Source organism: Paracoccus sp. (in: a-proteobacteria), from assembly GCF_030536915.1.
Taxonomy (GTDB): domain Bacteria; phylum Pseudomonadota; class Alphaproteobacteria; order Rhodobacterales; family Rhodobacteraceae; genus Paracoccus.
The window spans coordinates 3,776-25,311 of the sequence record NZ_JAUNPC010000018.1; the positions used below are offsets into that span (position 1 = coordinate 3,776).

A 21,536-nucleotide genomic window follows, 5' to 3' on the forward strand; every position below is an offset into this window, starting at 1 on the left:
GACAGATCAGCCGCCCCGGCCCTTCCCGAACCTCGCGAAATGCCCTCAAGGTCGCGAAAGTGAACATAGATTATCCCTTGGCCCCTTTTCATCCCGCGTCCGGATTTGCATCTTTCCCCCATGCTGCGGATCAACGACACCATTGCCATCGCCGACTGGGAGCTGTCGGAGCAGTTCACGCGCGCGCAGGGACCGGGGGGACAGAACGTCAACAAGGTCTCGACCGCCGTCGAGCTGCGCTTCGAGGCCGAACGCTCGCCCCACCTGCCCGCGCCCGTCAAGGCGCGGCTGCGGCGGCTTGCGGGACGGCGCTGGACCAGCGACGGGGCGATCCTGATCCAGGTCCAGGACACCCGCAGCCAGGCCCGCAACCGCGAGATCGCGCGCGAGCGGCTGGCCGATCTGATCCGCTCGGCCCTGAAAGCACCCCGCCCGCGCATCGCCACCCGCCCGACGCTGGGCAGCCAGCGCCGCCGCCTGGCCGCCAAGGCGCAGCGCGGCACCGTCAAGGCACTGCGCGGGTCCGTCGGCATGGCGGAGGACGGATGAAGGACCTGCGCCGCAATCTTGCCCGGCTTCTCGGGGCCCGTTCGCCCCGGCTGCAGGCCGGCGCCGTCTGCCGCGATCCCGCGTCGGGCGAGGTGCTGCTGATCACCAGCCGCGACACCGGGCGCTGGATCATCCCCAAAGGCTGGCCCATGCCCGGCCGCACGCTGGCGCAGGCCGCCCTGCAGGAAGCGTGGGAGGAAGCGGGCGTGCGCGCCGAGGCCGCCGAGGATCTGGGCATCTACCATTACGACAAGACGCAGGACCGCGGCTTCGCCATCCCGGTCGAGGTGCGGGTGTTCCTGGTCCCCGTCGATGCGCTGGCCGATTGCTGGCCCGAACAGCCGCAGCGCACCCGGCGCTGGTTCGCCCCCGAAAAGGCCGCCGGGCTGGTGGCCGAGGCCGAGCTTGCCGCCATGCTTGCAAGGCTTGCCCCCCGCCGCCGGGCCGCGCCCCTTCCGGCGCGCGCCTGAGGGCACGGATGGCCGAGTTCCGAATTCTCGACAAGGATCTGGACCGGATGGCCAACGCCGAAAGCGCGGGGCTTCATTCGACGCGCGCCGTGGTCCGGCTGGGCCTTGCCCTGACCTTCGCGGCCATGGTCGCGATCATCGGGACCATGGCGGGCGCCGCCCCTTCGGGGATGCTGGCCGGCGGGCTGCTCGTCGCTGCATTCCTTGCCCTGTCCATCGGGGCCAATGACGTGGCGAACGCGCTGGGCCCGCCGGTCGGCGCGGGCGCGATCTCGATGGGCGCGGGCCTGACCCTGGTGGCGCTGGCCGAGATCGCGGGCGCCGTGCTGGCGGGCGAACGTGTCACCGAGACGCTGACGACCGGCATCCTGCCCGCCGGCCTGATGCAGCAGGGGGTCGAGCCTGCCGCCGTCATGCTGGCCGCGATGCTGGCCGCCGCCATCTGGATCGCGCTGGCCACTTGGGCGGGGGCGCCGGTCAGCGCCACCCATGCCGTCGTGGGCGGCATCGCAGGCGCGGGGCTGGCCGTCTTCGGGCCGGAGGCGCTGCAATGGCGCGGGCTGGCCAGGATCGCCACGGCTTGGGTTGCCGCGCCCGTTGTCGCGGCACTGACGGGGGCGGCGCTGCTGGGCCTGCTGCGCCGGGCGATCCACCGCGCGCCCGACCGCACCCGCGCGGCCGCGCACTGGCTGCCATGGGTCGTGGGCTGCATCGCCGCCGTGCTGACCGTCAACGCCCTTTCGCTGAACGGCGTCAGCGCCCCCGCCATCGCCATGGCAACGGCGGCCGTCAGCGCCGCATCCGTCCTTGCCGCCCGCCTTCGCATGGCCGGCGAGATCGCGGCGGGTCATCCCGACCGGCAGATGCTGGACCGGCTGCTGGGGCCGCCGCTGGTGCTGGGGGCGATTCTGATGGGCTTCAGCCACGGTTCGAACGACGTGGCCAACATCGTGGCGCCGCTTGCCGTGCTGGGGCGGTCAACCGCGCTGTGGCCCGAGGCCGAGCCGACCTCGATCCGGCTGCTGGCGCTGGGCGGCGCGGGGATCGCGCTGGGCGCGCTGCTGTTCGGGCGGCGGCTGGTCCACATGGTCGGCAGCCGGATTACGCGGCTGAACACCGCCCGCGCGCTCTGCGTGTCGCTGGCGACCTCGCTGACAGTGCTGGCGGCGACGCGAATGGGGATGCCCGTGTCCACCACCCATGTCGCGGTGGGCGGCGTCTTCGGCGTCGGCTTCTACCGCGAATGGGAGGAGCGTCGCTTCCGCAGCGCCAAGACCCGCATCCGCGCGCCCCTGCCGCCCGAGGAACTGCACCGCCGCCGGCTTGTGCGCCGTGCCGCCGTCCTGCGGACTCTGGCCGCCTGGGTTGTGACGCTTCCCGCCGCGGGGGCGCTGGCCGCGGTCATCGCCTGGATGATCGCCTGAAACGTCAGAAGGCGCGGAAGGTCATCGTCGTCAGCGTCCGGTTGATGCCGGGAATGTCGAACAGGCGTTCGGACAGGTAATGGCCCACGTCCTGATCCTCGGGGACATAGACCTTGGCCAGCAGGTCGTATTCGCCCGAGGTCGAGTAAAGCTCGCTCACCACCTCGCGGTCGTAGATGGCGTCGGCGACCTCGTAGGTCTTGCCGGGGATGCAGCGGATCTGGACAAAGACGGGACGCATGGGAACCTCGCAGGCAGGGCGGGGACCAGTCTAGCGGGCTTGCGGAGTGCCTGCCAGAGCGGTCCCCCGTGCCCCGGCCCAGCGCCAGAACCGCGACATCAGCAGGGCGGCGGCCGTGGCAAGGCCCACCAGCAGCCCCATCCACAGCCCCGGCGGCCCCATCCCCAAGGGGAATGCCAGCAGCCAGCCGGCGGGCAGGCCGACCAGCCAGTAGCTGACCACCGCCAGCACCATGGGCACCCGCGTGTCCTGCACCCCCCGCAGCAGCCCCAGCGCGATGGCCTGCATGGCGTCGGCCAGCTGGAACAGCCCCGCGTAAAGCATCAGCGAGGCCGCCAGCGCCACGATCACCGGCGCCCTCGGGTCGGCGGGGTTGAGGTAAAGGCCGGTCAGCGCCTCGGGGATCGTGAGGAAAGCGGCCATCGGGACCAGCGCGAAGCCCGCAGACAGCAGGACCGCGGCCAGCGCCGCCAGGCGCAGCCCCTGCGCGTCCCGCGCCCCATGCGCCGATCCCACCCGGATCGTTGCGGCATTCGAGATGCCCAGATGCACCATGAAGGTCAGCCCCGCGATCTGCAGGGCGATGCCATGGGCGGCCAGCGGCTCGGCCCCGAACCAGCCCATCAAGACGTTGGCGCCGGTGAACATCCCCGTTTCCGCCACCAGCGTCAGCCCGATCGGCAGCCCGAGCGCGAAGACCGACCGGAACGCCGCCCAGTCCGGCCGCCAGAGCCGCTGGAACAGGTTGTAAGGCTGTCCCTCGGGCACCCATGCGGCGCAGGCGGCCAGCGCCGCAAGCTGCAGCCAGTTCACCGAAAGGCTGGCGATCCCCGAGCCGCGCACGCCCAGTTCCGGCAGCCCCCATTCGCCGAAGATCAGCAACCAGTTGAGCCACGCATTCACCGGCAGCCCGACCAGGTTCACCAGCAGCGCGAGGTTCGGCCGTCCCAGCGCCGCGAGATAGCTGTTCAGCACCATCGCCGCCAGCACCGCGGGCATCGCGGGGATCATCGCCCGCAGCCATTCCTGCCCCAGCGCGGCGACCCGGGGCTCCTGCCCCAAGGCCGACAGGATCGGCCCCGACCACCACAAGAGCGGCACGATCAGCAGAGAATGAAGGACCGACAGCCACAGCGCCATCCGCGTGGCCCGCCGCAGCTCGGCCGCGTCGCCCCGCGCCCGCGCATTGGCGATCACCCCCATGACCCCCAGCGCATAGCCGGACCCCAGCATGGTCAGGATGAAGAAATAGGACGTCGCCAGCACCAGCGCCGCGAGTTCATCGACGCCGTAGCGGCCGATCAGCACGGTATCCGTCACCCCGATCAGCATCCGGCTGACATGGGTGCCGACCAGCGGCAGGCCGAGAAGGAAAGTGGCGGTCAGGTGGGGGCGCAGGCTCATGCCTCGCCCGTTACTCTCAATCACGCGGCACGGGAAGGGCGCCGGCCAAGGGCGCAACGCGGTGTCAGCGGCAAGTGCGCACCGTCACTTTCTGGCAGCCGTCGCATCTGCCCGCCGGTGGCCGCACGGCATGGCCGTTCGGTCAGGCAGGCGCCCAGCCCTTGGGATCACCTGCAACCCTGTCCGGGTTGTGGGCAACAGGGCGCAATTTTATCGGAAAGAGGCGCCTCCGGCCTTTCTTCTCTGCGAGACACGGGCCTGCCGTTCAGGTCAAAGCGGTGTCTCAGGGCAGCGCTGCCCTCACGGGCGAAAGGTCCTCGCTGGAAACATGGCAGAAGCCGCGCCCAGCCTGTCAGACGACCATACCCTCATGCTAGGCAGCATTTCCGCCGGAACGGACTCCCACCCTCAAACCCTTAGGACGAAAGACACCGCTTCTGCGAGCTTCCGGGCAATTCCATATCGGCGGGCCTCCGGGCGCTCGCCGTTGCCCTTCATTCCAGCTTCGCAGGCAGCGACATCCCCCGCAGCGCCTCGGCGGCGGGCATCGGGCGCTTGCCCCCGCGCTGGACCTCGGTGATCTCGACCGCCCCCCCGCCACAGGCGACGGTCAGGCCGCCCAGCACCTCGCCCGGTGCGCCCTGCCCCTCGGCCAGCCGCGAGCGCAGCAGCTTCAGCCGCTCGCCCCCCGCCATGCACCAAGCGCCGGGAAAGGGCGACAGTCCCCGGATCAGGCGGTCCACCTCGGCGGCGGGACGGGTCCAGTCGATCCGCGCCTCGGCCTTGTCGATCTTGGCGGCATAGCTCACGCCCTCGGCCGCCTGCGGCACGGCGGGCAGCGGCAGGCAGTCCAGCACATCGACGATCAAATCAGCGCCCATCCGGGCAAGCCGGTCATGCAGGTCCGCGGTTGTTTCCTCCACCCCGATGGGCGTCCGCGCCTCGGCCAGCACCGGCCCGGTATCCAGCCCCGCCTCCATCTGCATGATGGCGACGCCGGTCTCGGCATCTCCTGCAATCACCGCGCGATGGATCGGCGCCGCCCCCCGCCAGCGCGGCAGCAGCGAGGCATGGATGTTCAGGCACCCGAGCCTCGGCGCATCCAGCACCGGCTGCGGCAGGATCAGCCCATAGGCCACCACCACCGCCACATCCGCATCCAGCGCCGCAAACTCTGCCTGCTCCTCGGCCCCCTTCAGCCGGACCGGATTCCGCACCGGAATCCCCAACGCCTCGGCCGCCGCCTGCACCGGCGAGGGCCGAGGCTTCTGCCCCCGCCCCGCCGCCCGTGGCGGCTGCGAATAGACACAGACGACCTCATGCCGTGCGGCAATGGCTTGCAAGGCTGGAACGGAAAACTCGGGCGTTCCCATGAAGATCACGCGCATCACCCGCTCCCCTCTTTCTTCATCGTATAAATATCCCGGGATCGTCGTATACGACGATGGGGCAGAGCCCCGGTCCGGCGCCTCTACCTGCGCGCCAGCTTCACCGCCTTGGCCACCAGCATCCGCCGCTTCAGCGCCGACAGGCGGTCCACATACATCCGCCCATCCAGATGATCGATCTGGTGCTGCACACTTGTCGCCCACAGGCCCACGAAGTCCCGCTCCTCGACCTCTCCGCCTTCGTTGAGGAACCGCACCGTCACCGCCCGCGGCCGCTCGATCACCGCCGAGACTCCGGCCAAGTTGGGCGAGGCCTCCTCGTGCGACCGCATCTTCACCGAGGCGTGCAGAACCTGCGGGTTCGCCATCCGCACCGCCTGCCCCCGCCCCTCCGAGGCATCCACGACCGCCAGCCGCAGCATCACCCCGATCTGCGGCGCAGCGAGGCCCACGCCCGGCATCGCCTCCATCGTATCCACCATGTCGTCCCAGATCGCGCGGATCTCGTCCGTGACCGCCTCAACCGCTGCTGCGGGCGTGTGCAGCCGCCGGTCGGCATAGGGAATGAAGGGCCGGACCGCCATTCAGGCCCGCGCCAGTTCGCGCTTCATCTTGGTCATCCGGCGGGCGATCATCTGCCGCTTCATCGGTCCGATGTGGTCGATGAACAGCTTGCCGTTCAGGTGGTCCAGCTCGTGCTGCGCGCAGGTGGCCCACAGCCCGTCAAAGTCGCGCTCGTGGCTTTTCCCGTCCAGCCCGGTCCAGCGCATCCGCACCTCGGCGGGACGCGTCACCTCGGCATACTGCTCGGGGAAGGACAGGCAGCCTTCCTCATAGGTGTTCAGCGCCTCCGAGGTGGAAACAATCTCGGGGTCCACCATGATCAGGGGTGCGCGGGGCGCCTGCGCATCCTTGGTGCAGTCCATCACGAACAGGCGGCTCAGCACACCCACCTGCGGCGCGGCCAGGCCCACGCCCGGCGCGGCATACATGGTGGCCAGCATCTCACCGGCCAGGGCCTCGATCTCGGGCGTGATCCGGCCCACGGGGGCGCAGGGCTTCTTCAGCCGGGGATCGGGAAACAGAAGGATGGGGCGCGTCATGGCATCCGCACATAGGACAAGGCTTTCCGTCGCGCAACAAGCCGCTATGGTCGGGCGCGCGTGACAGGAGACCCCCGATGAACAAACCCGACCGCTTCGCCGCCCCCGACTTCGACACGCCGATCGAGCGGCGGGGGACGATGTGCAACAAGTGGGACGACATGGCCGGGGTCTTCGGGCTGGACGCGCCCGATGCCCTGCCGATGTGGGTCGCCGACATGGACTTCGCCGCGCCCTTGGGCGTCCGCCAGGCGCTGGAGGACACCGTCGCCCATGGCGTCTACGGCTATCCCGGCGTGAACCAGCCCTATCTCGACGCGATCCGCTGGTGGATGCGGACCCGCCACGGCTGGCAGGTCGAGCGTGATCACATCCTCTCCGTCCACGGCCTCGTCAACGGCACGGCGCTGGCGGTCGATGCCTTCACCGAAGCAGGCAACGCGGTGGCGCTGATGACGCCGGTCTACCACGCCTTTGCCCGCGTCATCAAAGCGGCGGGCCGCACGGTGACGGAGCTGCCGCTGGCGAGCCGCGAGGGCCAATACGCGCTGGACTGGGACGGCTGGGAGGAGCGCCTGACGGGCCGAGAGCGGATGCTGATCCTCTGCTCGCCCCACAACCCCGGCGGCCGGGTCTGGACTCCCGAGGAACTGCGCGAGATCGCCGGTTTCTGCCGTGCCCGTGACCTGATCCTCGTCTCGGACGAGATCCACCACGACCTCGTCCTGCCCGGAGCCCCCCGCCACAGCGTCACGGCGCTGGCTGCGCCCGAGATCGAGGACCGGCTGGTGACGCTGACCGCGGCCACCAAGACCTTCAACATCGCCGGCGCGCATCTGGGCAATGCCATCATCGCCGGCGAGACGCTGCGCGAGCGTTACAAGGCGCGGATGATGGCCTTGGGCATCTCGCCCGGCCTCTTCGGCCTGCCGATGGTGACAGCCGCCTATTCGCCGGAAGGCGCGGTCTGGGTGGATGCGCTGGTGGACTACATCGCCGGTAACGCGCTCATCTTCGACGAGGCCGTGAACGCCATCCCAGGCGCCAACTCCATGCCTCTGCAGGCAACCTATCTCGCCTGGGTGGACTTCACCGGCACCGGGATGGAGCCTGCCGAGATCCATCGCCGCATTGAAAGGGGTGCGCGGATCGCCGCCAACCACGGCGAAAGCTTCGGCCTGGGCGGCGCGGGTCACATGCGCTTCAACCTCGCCACGCCGCGCGCGCGGGTGGCCGAGGCCGCAGACCGCCTGCGCGAGGCCTTCGCCGACCTGCAATGAGGCCGCTGCGCATGGGCGCGCTAGGGGCAGTCGCGCTGGCCGGGTGGCTCGCCTGGACCGGCGGCATCCCCCTGCCTGTGCCGCTGCCCCCGACTCTGCCTGTGCCGGTGCCGCCGCCGGCCCTGAACATCCCCGTCCCGCGCCCGCCGCGCCTGCCCGAGATCCGCATCCCCCGGCCCGCGCCCGCGATCACCAGCCCGGTTCAGCGCATCCTGGTCGAGAAAGCCGCGCGCCGCATGACGATCTTCCAGCGCGACGGCAACCCGCGCGTGATGCCCATCGCGCTGGGCTTCGCGCCCACGGGCGACAAGGTGAAACAGGGCGACGGCAAGACCCCCGAGGGCATCTTCAGGATCGACCGCCTGAACGACCGCAGCAGCTTCACCCTGTCGCTCGGACTGGACTATCCCCGTTCTCAGGACCGCACCCGCGCCCGAGCGCAGGGTGTCGATCCGGGCGGCGACATCATGATCCACGGCCAGCCCAACAAGGTCGACGAGGGCTTCAAGGTCAGGGGCGACTGGACCGCCGGCTGCATCGCCGTCACCAACCCCGAAATCCGCGAGCTTTTCGCCCATACGCGGATCGGCACTGAGGTCGAGATCAGGCCGTAGGCCGCCCGGATCGTCTTTCTTCTTTGTCCAAATATCCTGGGGGAGTCGCGCGCAGCGCGGCGGGGGCAAAGCCCCCATCTTCACGTCCCGCGCGGCTTGGCCCTCGCCGTCGGGTCTGCCGTCGTCGGGTCCTCGGGCCAGGGATGGCGCGGATAGCGCCCGCGCATGTCCTTGCGGACATCGCCGTAGCCCCCCGCCCAGAAGCCGGGCAGGTCGGTCGTCACCGCGACGGGCTTGCCGCCCGGCGACAGCATCTGGATGCGCAGGGGGCGGTTGCCCGCCATGGGATGGCGGGTGACGCCGAACAGTTCCTGCAGGCGGGCCTCGATGGTGGGCGTCTCGGCGTCGTAGTCGATGGGGATGCGGCGGCCCAGCGGCGAGACGAAGGCCGCGGGCGCCGCTTCGTCCAGCCGTCGCTGGCCGTCCCAGCCGATCAGCGCCTTCAGCGGCTCGGTCAGGTCCAGCGCCCGCAGGTCGGCGGTCGTGCGGGCGCGGCCGAGCCATGGCAGCAGCCAGCCCGGATCGGCCAGAAGCGCCGCATTACTGACATCCGGCATCCCCTCCACCAGCGCGATCCGCGCCCGCAGCCGCCGCGCCGAGGGCGTCCAGGGCAGGCCGAGGTCGCGCAGCCCCTCCCAAGCCGCAAGCGCCACGGCTTCGGACTCGGGATCGTCCAGCGCCCGGTCGGACAGGACCAGCGCGCCCAGCCGTTCCTGCCGGCGGGCAAGTACCCGGCCCTCGCGGCGGGACCATGCGACCCGTTCCACCGCCTCGATCCGGTCGGCATGAAGCGCCCGCAGGTCCGCCTCGTCCAGCGCAGCCGCCATCCGCACCCGCGCCTCACGCGCGTCACCATCGAGGTCGGTCGCCACGATCAGCCTTTGCGCACCCAGAGGGTCGCCCTCGGCCAGCACTGCGCCCTTGCCGCCCGACAGCACATAGCGTGGCGCGTCCCCCTTGCGGCGCAACCCGATGCGGTCAGGGTATGCCAGCGCCGCCATCTCGCCTGGGCTCATCGGGGGCGCGTCCGGCGCGAGTCGGCGCAGGCGGCGGGCCTCGACGCGGATGCGCTCGACGGTGCCGCGGTCGGCGGGCCAAGGGTGGCGCTCGGCATAGGCGCGGGGGTCGCGGATGGCCTGAAGCCGCAGGGACAGGTCGGCGGGCGCGCCGCGGACCGGGTCGCGCTCAGCCATCAGCGCGGCGAGGTCCGCCGCCGCGCGCCCCGCGCTCAGCAGCATGTGCCCCAGCCGCGGGTGCAGCGGCAGCGCGGCCAAGGCGCGCCCATGCGGGGTGATCCCCCCGTCCTTCAGCGCGCCCAAGGCTTCCAGCAGCGCCCGCGCCTCGGCCAGCGCGGCGGCGGGGGGCGGGGTCAGGAAGGCCAGCCCCTCGCCGGACCCCCAGGCGGCCAGTTCCAGCGCGAGGCCCGCCAAGTCGGCGGTGGCGATCTCGGGCGGGGCGAAAGCGGGCAGGCTCCCCTCCTCGGCCCGCGCCCACATCCGGTAAGCGATGCCCGACGCCACCCGGCCCGCGCGGCCGCGGCGCTGCTCGGCCTCGGCGCGGCTGACGCGTTCGGTCACCAGCCGCGTCATGCCGGAACCGGGATCGAAGCGCGCCCGCCGCGCCCGTCCCGCATCCACCACCACCCGCACGCCCGGAATCGTCAGCGAGGTTTCCGCGATCGCCGTCGCCAGCACGATCCGCCTTTGCTCACCGGGCGGGGCCAAGGCGGCCCGCTGCGCCGAAAGGTCCATCGCGCCATAAAGCGGCATGATCTCGGCGGGCAGGTCCAGCAGCGCGGCCAAGCGGCGGATCTCGCCCTCGCCCGGCAGGAAGGCCAGGATCGTGCCGCCGGTGTCGCGCGTCTCGGCCTCGGCCTCAGCGATCAGGCGGGCGGCCTCGGGGACCAGCCGTGCACCTGCCGGCAGCGGCCGGTCGAGCCAGCGCGTTTCCACCGGATAGGCCCGGCCCAGAGACCGCACCACGGGTGCTGCGTCCAGCAGCGCGGCGACGGGTTCGGCGTCCAGCGTCGCCGACATCACCAGCACCGCCAGATCGGGCCGCAGCGCCCCCCGGCTTTCCCAGACCAGCGCCAATCCGAGGTCGGCGTTCAGGCTGCGTTCGTGGAACTCGTCGAAGATCACGCAGCCGATCCCCGGAAGGTCGGGGTCGAACTGGATCATGCGGGTCAGGATGCCCTCGGTCACGACCTCGATTCGCTTGCCCGGCACAGCTTCCCCACGGATGCGGTAGCCGACCGTTGCTCCTAACGCCTCTCCAAGAGTCGAGGCCATCCGCTCCGCCGCGGCGCGGGCGGCCAGGCGGCGCGGCTCCAGCATCACGATGCGGCCGGGGATCAGGTCCAGCAGCGCCAAGGGCACCCGCGTCGTCTTGCCCGCCCCGGGCGGCGCCACCAGCACCGCGCGGCCATGTTCGGCCAGCGCCGCCCGCAGTTCGGGGATCGCGTCGTCGATGGGAAGGGCGTCGGGGGATCGGGCGTCGGTCATCGCCCTTGTCGTGGCCGAAAACGCGCGCGGCTGCAAACCTGCCCTCCGCGCCGGAACCGGCTTGCACGAATGTCGTTGAAGCTGACGCAGGAAGGGCCGGGCACGGACCTGATTGCCCCCGGACCCGATCCTTTGCCGAAAGCCATCATGTCCCCATCCACCGGGAAGGCCCGGCCCGCCGGCCGCCTTGGAAATGCCGAAACCGCCGCGGCGCTGGCCGAATCCCTGCCGCAGGGCGACATCCTCTTCGCCGCCGAATCGGAAACCGACGCCATCGCCGTCGCCCGCGCACTGGCCGTCGCCGCTCCGGGGGCGCAGGTGATCCTTCTGCCCGAAAGCGACGCGCTGCCGGGTGACGGCTCGCCCGCCTCGCCCGCCAACATCGGCCTGCGGAATGCGGGGCTGTCGCGGCTGCGCGAACGCGAGGGCGGCCCTGTCGCCCTGATCACCACGGCCGATGCGCTGGCGATGGCCTGGCCCGCGCCTTCCGAGATCCCGGCCGAGCTGCTGTCGGTGACGGTTGGCACCGAACTCGACCTGACCGCCTTGCGCGATTCCATCGTGGCGCTGGGCTATGCCGAGGACGACCGCGTGGACGAGCCGGGCGAGGTGGCCCTGCGCGGGCAGGTGCTGGACGTCTTCCCCGCGCAATCCGAGGACCCGGTGCGGATCGAGGTGGCGGAGGGCAGAATCGCCTGGATCAGCCTCTACGACATTCTGGATCAGCGCACCCTTTCCGAGGTCCAATCCTGCGCCATCGCCCCCGTGACCGAGCCGGCATTGGGCGAGACGCGCTGCGCCCTGCCCGACCATCTGCCCGGCGCACGGCTGGTCCTGCCCCCTGCTTCCGACAGGCGCCGCCGCAACGTCCTGAAGCTGGGCGCCGAGATCGGCAGCGCCGCCGCCCTGCGCCGCGTGCTGCCCGACGAGGCATGGGCGGCCTCGATCAAGGGGCGCGAGACGCTGGAACTGGCGCAGGCAGGCGATCCGCCCCCGCGCTTCGTCGAAAGCCGCGCGCCGGAACGCGCCTTCACCCGCGCCGCCCGTGGTGCCTTCGATTCGGGCGAGCGGCTGGTCCTTCTGGGCAGCGAGCGCGACCTGCGCTTCCTGTCCCGCCGCGCGGCCAGGCTGCTGGAACGCACGATCCGCCCCGCCGCGTCATGGGAGGAAGTCGCGCAGGCCGAACCCGGCAGCCTCCTGTCCCTGCCCATGCCCGCCGAACGCGGCTTCCGGCGCGACGGCGTCCTGGCCGTCGCCGCCGCCGACCTGCTGGGCAGCCGGGCGCTGCGCGAGGATGCCGTGGCCACGGGCCAGACGCTGCTCGATCAGGTCGGCATCCGCATCGGCGACGTGGTGGTGCACGAGGACCACGGCATCGGCGTGGTCGCGGGCATCGAGCCCCTGCCCGACCTGGGCGAAGGCGAGCCCGGCGAGGCGATCCGCCTGACCTACGCGGCGGACGGCGTGCGGCTGGTCCCGGTCCTTCAGGCGCACCGCATCTGGCGCTATGGGGCCGAACCCGAGGCGGTGACGCTCGACCGCCTGGACGGATCAAGCTGGCGCAAGCGCAGGGACGAGGTCGAGGCGGCAGTTGCGGAAACCGCCCAAGCCCTTTCGGAACTGGCCGAGGCGCGCAAGGGGCAGAAGGCCCCGGTGTTGGAAGGCGACCCGGCCGATTATGAACGCTTCGCCGCGGGCTTCGCCTTCACCGAAACGCCCGACCAGGCCCGCGCGATCGAAGCGGTGCGCGACGACCTTTTCTCGGGGCGGCCGATGGACCGGCTGGTGATCGGCGACGTGGGCTATGGCAAGACCGAAGTCGCGCTGCGCGCCGCCGCCGTCGCCGTGCTGGAAGGCCGGCAGGTGGCCGTCGCCGCCCCCACGACCGTTCTGGCCCGACAGCACGTGGAAACATTCCAGCGCCGCTTCGCGCCCTTGGGCAAAACGGTCGGCGCGCTGCACCGCCTGTCCTCGGCCGCCGAGAAGAAGGCAGTGAAGGAGGGACTGGCCGACGGCACCATCGACATCGTGATCGGCACGGGGGCGGTCGCGGGCAAGGGCGTCACCTACAAGGACCTCGGCCTTGTCATCATCGACGAGGAGCAGCGCTTCGGCACGGCCGACAAGGGGAAGCTGCGCGACCTGTCGGCAGGCCATGTCCTGACCCTGACCGCGACCCCTATCCCCCGCACGCTGCAATCGGCGCTGGTCGGCCTGCAGCAACTGTCGGTCATCGCCACGCCCCCCGCGCGGCGCCAGCCGATCCGCACCTCGGTGGCAGCCTTCGACGCGACGACCCTGCGCGCCGCCCTGCTGCGCGAACGCGCCCGCCGGGGCCAAAGCTTCGTCGTTGTCCCCCGCATCGAGGACATGGAGCCGATGGCCGCCGAGTTGCGCGAGCTTCTGCCCGGCTTCGAGATCCTGCAGGCCCACGGCAAGCTGCCCGCCGCCGAGATCGACGAGGCCATGATCCGCTTTTCCCGCGGCGAGGGCGACGTGCTGCTGGCCACCAACATCATCGAGGCGGGGCTGGACGTGCCGCAGGCCAACACCATGGTCGTCTGCAAGGCCGACCGCTTCGGCCTGTCGCAACTGCACCAGTTGCGCGGCCGCGTGGGGCGCGGCAACCAGCGGGCGCAGATGCTGATCTTCACCGAGGCCGGAAAGACGATCCCCGACCTGACGCTCAAGCGCCTGCGGACGCTGGAAACGCTGAACCGGCTGGGTGCGGGTTTCGAGATCAGCGCCCGCGACCTCGACCTGCGCGGCGCGGGCGATCTGCTGGGAGAGGAACAGGCGGGCCACATGAAGCTGATCGGGATCGAGCTTTACCAGCGGCTGCTGGCCGATGCCCTGTCGGCCCGTGGCGGCGCGGACGCGCGCTGGACGCCCGACCTTGAACCGGGCCTGCAGGGGCGGTTGCCGGAAAACTGGATCGCCGACCCGGATACGCGGCTGGAGATCCATATGCGCCTTGCCCGCATGGATTCCTCGGAGGCCGTGGACCTGCTGGAAGCCGAACTCGAGGACCGCTTCGGCGATGTCCCTCCCGAGGCCCGCACCCTGCTGCAGATCGTCCGCCTGCGCGAGGCCGCCCATGCGGCGGGCATCGCCCGCGTGGTCGCCGGTCCCGCGGGCATCGTCCTTTACCCGCGCGAGGGGGTGACGCCGGAAGCGGAGGGCCTTGAGCGCAAGGAGGACTGCCTTGTGCTGCGCGAGGCGATCGAGGACCCGCGCGAAAGGCTGACCCGCACGGCCGGACTGCTGGCCGCGATCGTGGAAAGCAGCGAGGAAGCGGAACCGGCCCAAGCTGCCTGAAGGGACGCCGCGTCGGGCTGAACCCAAGCCCGGCTCTGGTCGTTGAGGCGCCGACCGCCTATCTGACAGGCCGTTGATTCCACGGGGGACCGCATGGCCTTGTCCGATACCACTGGCAGCCTGATGCGCGGGCTGGGGCTGGCCGATCCGGTCATCCGGCTGGGCGTCACGGGTCTCAGCCGGGCGGGCAAGACGGTGTTCATCACCTCGTTGGTGGCGAACCTGCTGGACCGCGGCCGGATGCCCGGCCTGCGCGCCGCCGCCGACGGCACCATCCGCGCGGCCTGGCTGCAGCCGCAGCCCGACGACACCGTGCCCCGCTTCGACTACGAACGCCACCTGGCCGCGCTGACAGGCCCGGACCCGCACTGGCCCGAGGGCACCCGCGCGGTCAGCCAGCTGCGCCTGTCGCTGCGGGTGCAGCCACGCGGGCTGCTGTCTGGCCTGCGGGGCGTGCAGACCATCCACCTCGACATCGTGGATTACCCCGGCGAGTGGCTGCTGGACCTGCGCCTGATGGAGCGCAGCTTCGCCCAGTGGTCCGCCGAGGTCCTCGAACGGATCGAGCACCGTCCTGGTGCCGACCGCTACCGCGCCGAACTGGGCAGCATCGATGCGCAAGCGCGCTTTGCCGAGCCCTTGGCCCAGCGCCTCGCCGCCGCCTACACGGCGCATCTGGCCGCCGCCCGCGACGGCGGTTTCTCGGACACCACGCCGGGCCGTTTCCTGCTGCCCGGCGAGATGGAGGGCTCGCCCGCCCTGACCTTCGCGCCGCTGCCGGATACGCTGGCGTCCTCGGCCCTTTACAAGGAATTCCGCCGCCGCTTCGACGCCTACAAGTCGCGCGTCGTGAAACCCTTCTTCCGCGACCATTTCGCCCGCATCGACCGGCAGGTGGTGCTGGTGGATGTCCTCGGCGCCATCCACGCCGGCCCCCGCGCGGTCGAGGACACCCGCCGCGCCATGGCCGACATCCTGTCGGCCTTCCGCCCCGGCCGCATCGGCTGGCTATCGCAGCTTCTGGGCACGCGGCGGGTCGAACGCATCCTTTTCGCCGCGACCAAGGCCGACCACCTGCACCATGTCCAGCACGCGCGGCTGTCGAACATCCTGACCGCCATGCTGCGCGAGGCCCGCGACCGCGCCGACTTCCAGGGCGCGCGCACTGATTCGCTGGCTATCGCCGCGCTGCGCACGACGACCGAGGAAATCATCCGCCAAGACGGCCAGGACCTGCCCGCCGTGCGCGGCACCCTGATGGATGGCCGGCAGGCGGCCTTCTACCCCGGCGAACTGCCCGACAACCCCGCGGACCTCCTGCGCCCCGCCGCCGAGGGCGCGCATCGCTGGCTCGACGCCGACTATGCGGTGATGAACTTCGCCCCCGCGCCGGACACGCTGCGCCCCGGCGACGGGCCGCCCCATATCCGGCTGGACCGCGCCGCCGAGTTCCTGATCGGAGACCGGCTGTGAGCTTCTTCCTGGCCCAGATACCCATGCCGACCGCGCAGAGGCAGCACGATGGCTGAAATCCCCAAACCTCCGCGCCGCGGCCCTGTGCTGATCGAATACGAATCTGCCGCCCCCGCGCAGGACGAGGCGCGGCAACAGGACAGGAAAGCGGCAGATGAGACTGCCCGTCGCGCCGAGCCTCGGGCTGACACCCCGCCGGACCCGGCCGAGCCCCCGCAACCTGCTGCGGCCGCCCCTCGTCACGATCCACCACGCGATGCCCGCGCCCCGCGCCTCAAGGACGCGCCTGCAGGTCCCTCGCCCGCCGATGCGCCGCCGATCGATGACGGGCTGACGGTCCCCCTGCCCCGTCCCCGCACGATGGAGCTGGTGACGCGGATCGTCGGCCGCCGCCCTTCTCGCGTGACCAGCTTCTTCCTGAACACGCTTGCGGCGCTGCTGACATTCCTTCTGTCCATGGCCGCGCTGGAGTTCTTCGACAACCTGATGGCCCGCTCGGCCGTTCTGGGCTGGATCGGCGTCGGCCTGTTTGCCGCCTTCACGCTGGCGACGCTGGCCTTGGCAATCCGCGAATACGCCGCTTGGGCGCGGCTGGGCCGCATCGACGAGATCCACCGCGATTCGGGCCGGGCACTTGCCGCCCGCGATCTCGACCGCGCGCAGAAGGTGCTGGACAAGCTCGATGCGCTTTATGCCCGCCGACCCGAGATGGCGCGGGCGCGGCAGAACATGGCCCGCCGCCGCGAGGACAGCTTCGACGCCGAGGTGCTGCTGGCGATGGCCGAGGCCGAGTTGCTGTCCCCCCTCGACAGCCAAGCCCGGCGCGAGATCGAGGCTGCGTCCCGCACCGTCGCCGCCGCGACCGCGCTGATCCCGCTGGCGCTGGCCGATGTGTTGACGGCGCTGGCCGCCAACCTGCGGATGATCCGGCGCATGGCCGAGATCTACGGTGGCCGCGCGGGCGCGGTGGGCGGCTGGCGGCTGGCGCGCACCGTCGTCACCCACCTGATCGCCACCGGCGCGGTCGCGGCGGGGGACGACCTGATCCACACCGTCGCGGGCGGCGGCGTGCTTGCGAAGGTCAGCCGCCGCTTCGGCGAGGGCGTGGTGAACGGGGCGCTGACCGCCCGCGTCGGCGTCGCCGCGATGGAGGTCTGCCGCCCCCTGCCCTTCATCCAGGCGCCCCGTCCCAGGGTCGGCAACCTCATGGCGCGGGGGCTCAAGGGCCTGTTCGGCGACGACTCGGGCGGCAGGGAAACGAAGAAGTGACCGCAGGCCCTTCCGCCCGCCCCTGCAAGCCACTAGCCTGCGCGCCATGAGATGGAACCTGCCCAACCTGCTGACGCTGCTGCGCCTGCTCGCGGCCCCGGCCGTGCCGCTGATGTTCCTGTTCCTCAGCCGGCCCTTTGCCGATTTCGCGGCGCTGACGCTGTTCGTGCTGGCGGCGGTGACGGATTGGATCGACGGCCATCTCGCCCGAAGCTGGCAGCAGGAAAGCCGCTTCGGCGCGGCCATGGACCCGATCGCGGATAAGGCCATGGTGGTGATCGCGCTGGTGGTCATCACCGGCTATTCCGGCATGAACCCTTGGCTGATCCTGCCCGCCACCGTGATCCTCTTCCGCGAGGTCTTCGTCGCCGGCTTGCGCGAGTTCCTGGGCGCCGACGCCGGCCGGCTGAAGGTCACGCCCCTTGCCAAGTGGAAGACCACCGCCCAGATGATTGCCATCGCGGTGATGTTCCTGGGAACGGGCATCGACTATTACGAAAGGGGCCTGCCGCCGCGGGTGGGCGTGGGGCGGGTCTGGCGCGGCGACTGGTCCGATCTTGCCACCCATCTGGGGCTGGTGCTGATGTGGATCGCCGCGATCCTGACCGCGATCACCGGCTGGGACTATTTCCGCAAGGCCCGGCCTTGGCTGAGGGATGTGCGATGACGCTGAATGTTCTTTACTTCGCCTGGCTGCGCGAGCGCATCGGTGCCCCGCGGGAACAGGTAGAAACCTCGGCCACGACCGTGCGCGAACTGGTGGCCGAACTGGCGGCGCGAGGCGACCGTCACGCAGCGGCGCTGTCCGACCTCGGGGCCGTGCGGGTCGCGGTGGACCAGGCGCTGACGGATCTGGACGCCCCCTTGGGCAACGCCCGCGAGGTCGCCTTCTTTCCGCCGATGACGGGTGGCTGATGCGCGTCCTTGTCCAGCCCGAACCCTTCGACGCCGCCGCCCTGACCCAAGGCTTCGGCGCAGGCGCGGGCGCGGTCGTGACTTTCACCGGCCTCGTGCGCGCCGATGACGGCTTGACCGCGCTTGAGATCGAGCATTACCCCGGCATGACCGAACGTGCCCTGTCGGAACACGCGCGGGCCGCCGCTGACCGCTTCGGCCTGACCGACGTTCTGGTGGTCCACCGCTACGGCCGCATTGCGGTGGGCGAGCCGATCATGATGGTCGCGACCGCCGCCCCGCACCGCCGCGCGGCTTTCGAGGCCGCCGATTTCCTGATGGACTGGCTGAAATCCCGCGCCCCTTTCTGGAAGCGCGAGATCGGCGCGGACGGTCCCCGCGGCTGGGTCGCCGCCAAGGCCGAGGACGAGGCCGCGCTGGACCGCTGGTGAATCACGATCCCGGCAGGATCAGCCCGCCCATCTGCATCGCCCTGTAGCGGAACCCCAGCGCCGCAACGATCACCGGATCGCCCTCGACCAGCGTCAGCGCATCGGCTTCGCTTTCCGCCCAGACAAGGGCAAGGCCCCAGACGCCGCCCGGGTCCAGCACCGGCCCGATCGCGATCGCCTGTCCCTTGTCAGCCATCGCCTGCCACCAAGCGGCATGGCTGGCCATGGCCTCTTCCTCGGCGGCACTCGCGTCCTTCGGAAAATCGGGGCGCGGCGGGTCCAGGCGCAGAAGGATGGCGGACATCGCAACCTCGGGCAGCGTGGCCGCAGTGTGGACCCGCCGCGCCGTCATGGCAAGCGCCGCGCTGCCGCTTCGTTGCAATCCGACAAGGCGCCGCGCATATAGGCGGCGACAAGCGAAAGGCCCGCGCATGACCTATCTCGAGTTCGAAAAGCCGCTGTCCGACCTTGAAGGCAAGGCCGAGGAACTGCGCGCGCTGGCCCGCAAGGGGGAAGGCGTCGATCTCGAGAAAGAGGCGGCGGCGCTGGACCGCAAGGCGCAGGACCTGCTACGCGAACTTTACCGCAGCCTCGATCCCTGGCGAAAGACGCTGGTCGCGCGCCACCCCGACCGCCCGCATTGCATCGACTACATCGACGCGCTTCTGACCGAATGGACGCCGCTTGCAGGCGACCGGGCCTTCGGGGACGATCATGCGGTGATGGGCGGGCTGGCACGCTTCCGCGACCAGGCGGTGGTGGTGATCGGGCACGAGAAGGGCAACGACACCCGCTCGCGCATCCACCGCAACTTCGGCATGGCCCGCCCCGAGGGCTATCGCAAGGCGATCCGGCTGATGGACATGGCCGACCGCTTCCGCCTGCCCGTGATCACGCTGGTGGACACCCCCGGCGCCTATCCCGGCAAGGGCGCCGAGGAACGCGGCCAGTCCGAGGCCATCGCGCGTTCGACCGAGAAATGCCTGCAGATCGGCGTGCCGCTGGTGTCCGTGGTGATCGGCGAGGGCGGCTCGGGCGGCGCGGTGGCCTTTGCCACGGCCGACCGCGTGGCGATGCTGGAACATTCGATCTATTCGGTGATCTCGCCCGAGGGCTGCGCCTCGATCCTGTGGAAGGACGCCGACAAGATGCGCGAGGCGGCCGAGGCGCTGAAGCTGACCGCGCAGGACCTCAGGAAGCTGGGCGTGATCGATGCCGTGATCCCGGAACCCCTGGGCGGCGCCCAGCGCGAACCCGACGAGACGATCCGCTCTGTCGGCGACGAGATCGCCCGCCTGCTGCGCGACCTGCAGGGCAAGTCGCCCGCCGACCTGATCCGCGACCGCCGGCAGAAATACCTCGACATGGGATCGCGGGGCCTGGCGGCCTGAGCCGCAAGGCCGGAGGCTGCGACTGCCTCGACACACGAGCGGAGTCGAGACGTCCGGTGTCTGTCGCAAGGCCACCGGACTTGGACAGACAGAGGGCATCCTGCCGCACGCGGTCGCCGCCTCGCCGGTCGCATCAGACGAAGGACAAGGAAACATGATCCAGCCGGATGACGGGTCTTTTCCGGCCCTCCCGCCGGATGCATCTGCTTTACAGGAAAACCACGCTCTGCCCTGCCGCCTGTTTCGCCGTTCCACGGGCCTCACGGATACCCGAACCGCGTTCCCCATCCACGCACGGGCGTTCTTGCTCGCCTGCCCCGTTATGTCCTGACCGCCAGCGATCGCCCTCCGGCCTTGCTTCCCGTGCAGCCGGCGGCGCCGATCCACCTGCCCCTGATGTCCGGGTTCCCCCGCATCCTGCGCCGCGACATCTGGCATCGACTCGCCAGTCGGACGCGCGCCGCTTTTTCTCGCCTGTGGATGCCATTTCCGACCGCGCAACCCGGTCCATGCATCCGGGGGAACGCTCATCCCCCCTGATAGCCCCGGACCAGAGCGGCCGCGATCAGCCCCCAGCCGTCTACGGCCACGAAGAACGCCAGCTTGAAGGGCAGCGCCACGACCGTGGGCGGCACCATCATCATCCCCATCGACATCAGGATCGCCGAGACCACCAGATCGATGATCAGGAATGGCAGCGAGACAAGGAAGCCGATTGCGAAGGCGCGCTGGATCTCGGTCAGCATGAACGACGGCACCAGCAGCGACAGCGGCGCCACCTGCGGGTCAAGCGCCTCGGGCAAGGGCGGGGGGCTGCCTTCGGGCTGCGGCGCGACCTCGGCAAGCGCGGCCATGGTGTCGGGGTCGATGCGGTCCGACATGAAGCGGCGGAAGGGCTCGATCCCGCGCTCGAAGGCGACATCGAGCGTGATCTCGCCCCGCTGCAGGGGCGCACCGGCAGCCGCCCAGGCATCCCGCAGCACCGGGTCCATGACATACCAGCTGAGAAAGATGGCGAGGCTGACGATCAGCATGTTGGGCGGCGACTGCTGCAGCCCGATCGCCTGCCGCATGATCGACAGCACCGTGACGATGAAGGGAAAGCAGGTCACCATGATCGCGATGCCCGGGGCAAGCGACAACAGCGTGAGCCCGAGGACAAGGATCACCGCGTTCTGCCCGACTCCGCTTGCGGCCCCGGCGGCAAGGTCGGACAGGCCCTGCGCCATCGCCCCGCCAGGAAGGACCGCGAGCCCGAGAACGCCGGCAATGGCCGGAACGCGCGCCGATGAGCCGCGAGGACGCGGCTGCACCGGCGCCGCGGATTGCAGCCGGTCCACCCTGTCCGGGTCTGGACAGGGACGTCCCGCAGCGCTGCGTGGGACAGGGACGCACGGGCAACGACGGGCAACAGCATCCCTCACGGGGTTCCCATTCGCCGATCCTCCACAGCGAAGGACATCGCAGGTCTTGCCTTCCTGCAAGCCCCGGTCACGCTCGCCTGTTTGCCGGCGCAGGCCGGAAAGCATTGCCGCGGCCCGAAGGACAAGGCGGCGGACAGGCACTCGCCCGCCACAACCCGCAAGCAAAAGGCAAAGCCGTCCGTCCCCTTGGCAACTCGGCCGGGGCGAAAGGTGCCGGTGGGCCGAGAGCAGCAAGTGAGCAATGACAGGACGCAGTCCCCCGAGTTGCCTGCCCGGGCGCCATCCCGGGTGCGCGCGACACTGCCATCCCGCCCGCGACCAGCCTGCGGCGGGGCCGG

At 70.9% G+C, this 21,536-nt stretch carries 20 protein-coding genes; 12 read left to right on the forward strand and 8 right to left on the reverse strand.

Features of this window, described 5'->3' with window-relative positions; all coding sequences use genetic code 11:
* Positions 1 to 120 precede the first annotated feature (120 nt).
* The 3 genes from arfB to Q4F04_RS04995 are packed head-to-tail and all read left to right on the forward strand — an operon-like array spanning position 121 to position 2,443.
* Complete coding sequence (gene arfB / locus Q4F04_RS04985; protein WP_303368732.1) at positions 121 to 549, forward strand: alternative ribosome rescue aminoacyl-tRNA hydrolase ArfB; 429 nt, start codon at positions 121 to 123, stop codon at positions 547 to 549.
* Entirely contained in the window at positions 546 to 1,019 is a 474-nt protein-coding gene (locus tag Q4F04_RS04990; RefSeq protein WP_303368733.1) for an NUDIX hydrolase, read from the forward strand. The genes arfB and Q4F04_RS04990 overlap by 4 nt, the downstream gene beginning before the upstream one ends.
* 8 nt (positions 1,020 to 1,027) lie before the next feature.
* Entirely contained in the window at positions 1,028 to 2,443 is a 1,416-nt protein-coding gene (locus Q4F04_RS04995; protein WP_303368734.1) for an inorganic phosphate transporter, read from the forward strand.
* A 4-nt stretch (positions 2,444 to 2,447) separates the two neighbouring features.
* Here the strand turns inward: Q4F04_RS04995 and Q4F04_RS05000 are convergent, their stop codons facing one another.
* From Q4F04_RS05000 to def (Q4F04_RS05020), 5 genes are all read right to left on the reverse strand, one after another.
* Positions 2,448 to 2,684 (reverse strand): Lrp/AsnC ligand binding domain-containing protein, encoded by a 237-nt coding sequence (locus tag Q4F04_RS05000; RefSeq protein WP_303368735.1) that lies wholly within the window; start codon positions 2,682 to 2,684, stop codon positions 2,448 to 2,450.
* Between the two features lie 30 nt (positions 2,685 to 2,714).
* Positions 2,715 to 4,088 (reverse strand): MATE family efflux transporter, encoded by a 1,374-nt coding sequence (locus Q4F04_RS05005; protein ID WP_303368736.1) that lies wholly within the window; start codon positions 4,086 to 4,088, stop codon positions 2,715 to 2,717.
* 494 nt (positions 4,089 to 4,582) lie between these two features.
* On the reverse strand, positions 4,583 to 5,476 hold the full coding sequence (gene fmt / locus Q4F04_RS05010) for a methionyl-tRNA formyltransferase (protein WP_303368737.1): 894 nt from the start codon (positions 5,474 to 5,476) through the stop codon (positions 4,583 to 4,585).
* An 83-nt stretch (positions 5,477 to 5,559) separates the two neighbouring features.
* Positions 5,560 to 6,060: a peptide deformylase gene (gene def / locus Q4F04_RS05015; protein ID WP_303368738.1), complete on the reverse strand. Its 501-nt coding sequence runs from the start codon at positions 6,058 to 6,060 to the stop codon at positions 5,560 to 5,562.
* Positions 6,061 to 6,579 carry a peptide deformylase gene (def, locus tag Q4F04_RS05020; protein ID WP_303368739.1) on the reverse strand — a complete coding sequence of 173 codons (519 nt, stop codon included), beginning with the start codon at positions 6,577 to 6,579 and terminating at the stop codon, positions 6,061 to 6,063.
* Between the two features lie 77 nt (positions 6,580 to 6,656).
* Between def (Q4F04_RS05020) and Q4F04_RS05025 the strand changes: the two genes are divergently transcribed.
* Both Q4F04_RS05025 and Q4F04_RS05030 read left to right on the forward strand, forming a co-directional pair.
* Positions 6,657 to 7,859: a MalY/PatB family protein gene (locus Q4F04_RS05025; RefSeq protein ID WP_303368740.1), complete on the forward strand. Its 1,203-nt coding sequence runs from the start codon at positions 6,657 to 6,659 to the stop codon at positions 7,857 to 7,859.
* On the forward strand, positions 7,856 to 8,473 hold the full coding sequence (locus Q4F04_RS05030) for a murein L,D-transpeptidase family protein (RefSeq protein ID WP_303368741.1): 618 nt from the start codon (positions 7,856 to 7,858) through the stop codon (positions 8,471 to 8,473). Before Q4F04_RS05025 ends, Q4F04_RS05030 begins: the two co-directional genes overlap by 4 nt.
* An 80-nt stretch (positions 8,474 to 8,553) precedes the next feature.
* Here Q4F04_RS05030 and hrpB read toward each other — a convergent pair whose 3' ends face one another.
* The gene (hrpB, locus tag Q4F04_RS05035; RefSeq protein WP_303368742.1) at positions 8,554 to 10,977 is read right to left on the reverse strand and encodes an ATP-dependent helicase HrpB; all 2,424 of its coding nucleotides are present in this window, start codon (positions 10,975 to 10,977) and stop codon (positions 8,554 to 8,556) included.
* Positions 10,978 to 11,124: 147 nt separating this feature from the next.
* On the opposite strand from hrpB, the gene Q4F04_RS05040 reads away from it, so the two are divergent.
* The 6 genes from Q4F04_RS05040 (at position 11,125) to Q4F04_RS05065 (ending at position 18,383) form a co-directional block, all read left to right on the forward strand.
* Positions 11,125 to 14,295 (forward strand): helicase-related protein, encoded by a 3,171-nt coding sequence (locus Q4F04_RS05040; RefSeq protein WP_303368743.1) that lies wholly within the window; start codon positions 11,125 to 11,127, stop codon positions 14,293 to 14,295.
* A 93-nt stretch (positions 14,296 to 14,388) separates the two neighbouring features.
* Entirely contained in the window at positions 14,389 to 15,768 is a 1,380-nt protein-coding gene (locus Q4F04_RS05045; RefSeq protein WP_303368744.1) for a YcjX family protein, read from the forward strand.
* A gap of 48 nt (positions 15,769 to 15,816) precedes the next feature.
* The gene (locus Q4F04_RS05050) at positions 15,817 to 17,037 is read left to right on the forward strand and encodes a YcjF family protein (RefSeq protein ID WP_303368745.1); all 1,221 of its coding nucleotides are present in this window, start codon (positions 15,817 to 15,819) and stop codon (positions 17,035 to 17,037) included.
* 46 nt (positions 17,038 to 17,083) lie between these two features.
* Positions 17,084 to 17,704 carry a CDP-diacylglycerol--glycerol-3-phosphate 3-phosphatidyltransferase gene (pgsA, locus tag Q4F04_RS05055; protein ID WP_303368746.1) on the forward strand — a complete coding sequence of 207 codons (621 nt, stop codon included), beginning with the start codon at positions 17,084 to 17,086 and terminating at the stop codon, positions 17,702 to 17,704.
* Positions 17,705 to 17,706: 2 nt separating this feature from the next.
* A complete protein-coding gene (gene moaD / locus Q4F04_RS05060; protein ID WP_303368771.1) occupies positions 17,707 to 17,952 on the forward strand; it encodes a molybdopterin converting factor subunit 1 in 246 nt (81 codons plus the stop codon).
* Positions 17,952 to 18,383 (forward strand): molybdenum cofactor biosynthesis protein MoaE, encoded by a 432-nt coding sequence (locus Q4F04_RS05065; protein WP_303368747.1) that lies wholly within the window; start codon positions 17,952 to 17,954, stop codon positions 18,381 to 18,383. The genes moaD and Q4F04_RS05065 overlap by 1 nt, the downstream gene beginning before the upstream one ends.
* A 1-nt stretch (position 18,384) precedes the next feature.
* Here Q4F04_RS05065 and Q4F04_RS05070 read toward each other — a convergent pair whose 3' ends face one another.
* Positions 18,385 to 18,735 carry a YciI family protein gene (locus tag Q4F04_RS05070; protein ID WP_303368748.1) on the reverse strand — a complete coding sequence of 117 codons (351 nt, stop codon included), beginning with the start codon at positions 18,733 to 18,735 and terminating at the stop codon, positions 18,385 to 18,387.
* A 79-nt stretch (positions 18,736 to 18,814) separates the two neighbouring features.
* Here Q4F04_RS05070 and Q4F04_RS05075 point away from each other — a divergent pair, with 79 nt between their 5' ends.
* Positions 18,815 to 19,774: an acetyl-CoA carboxylase carboxyltransferase subunit alpha gene (locus Q4F04_RS05075; protein ID WP_303368749.1), complete on the forward strand. Its 960-nt coding sequence runs from the start codon at positions 18,815 to 18,817 to the stop codon at positions 19,772 to 19,774.
* A gap of 527 nt (positions 19,775 to 20,301) precedes the next feature.
* On the opposite strand, the gene fliP is transcribed toward Q4F04_RS05075, so the two are convergent.
* Complete coding sequence (gene fliP, locus Q4F04_RS05080) at positions 20,302 to 21,003, reverse strand: flagellar type III secretion system pore protein FliP (RefSeq protein WP_303368750.1); 702 nt, start codon at positions 21,001 to 21,003, stop codon at positions 20,302 to 20,304.
* Between the last annotated feature and the right edge of the window lie 533 nt (positions 21,004 to 21,536).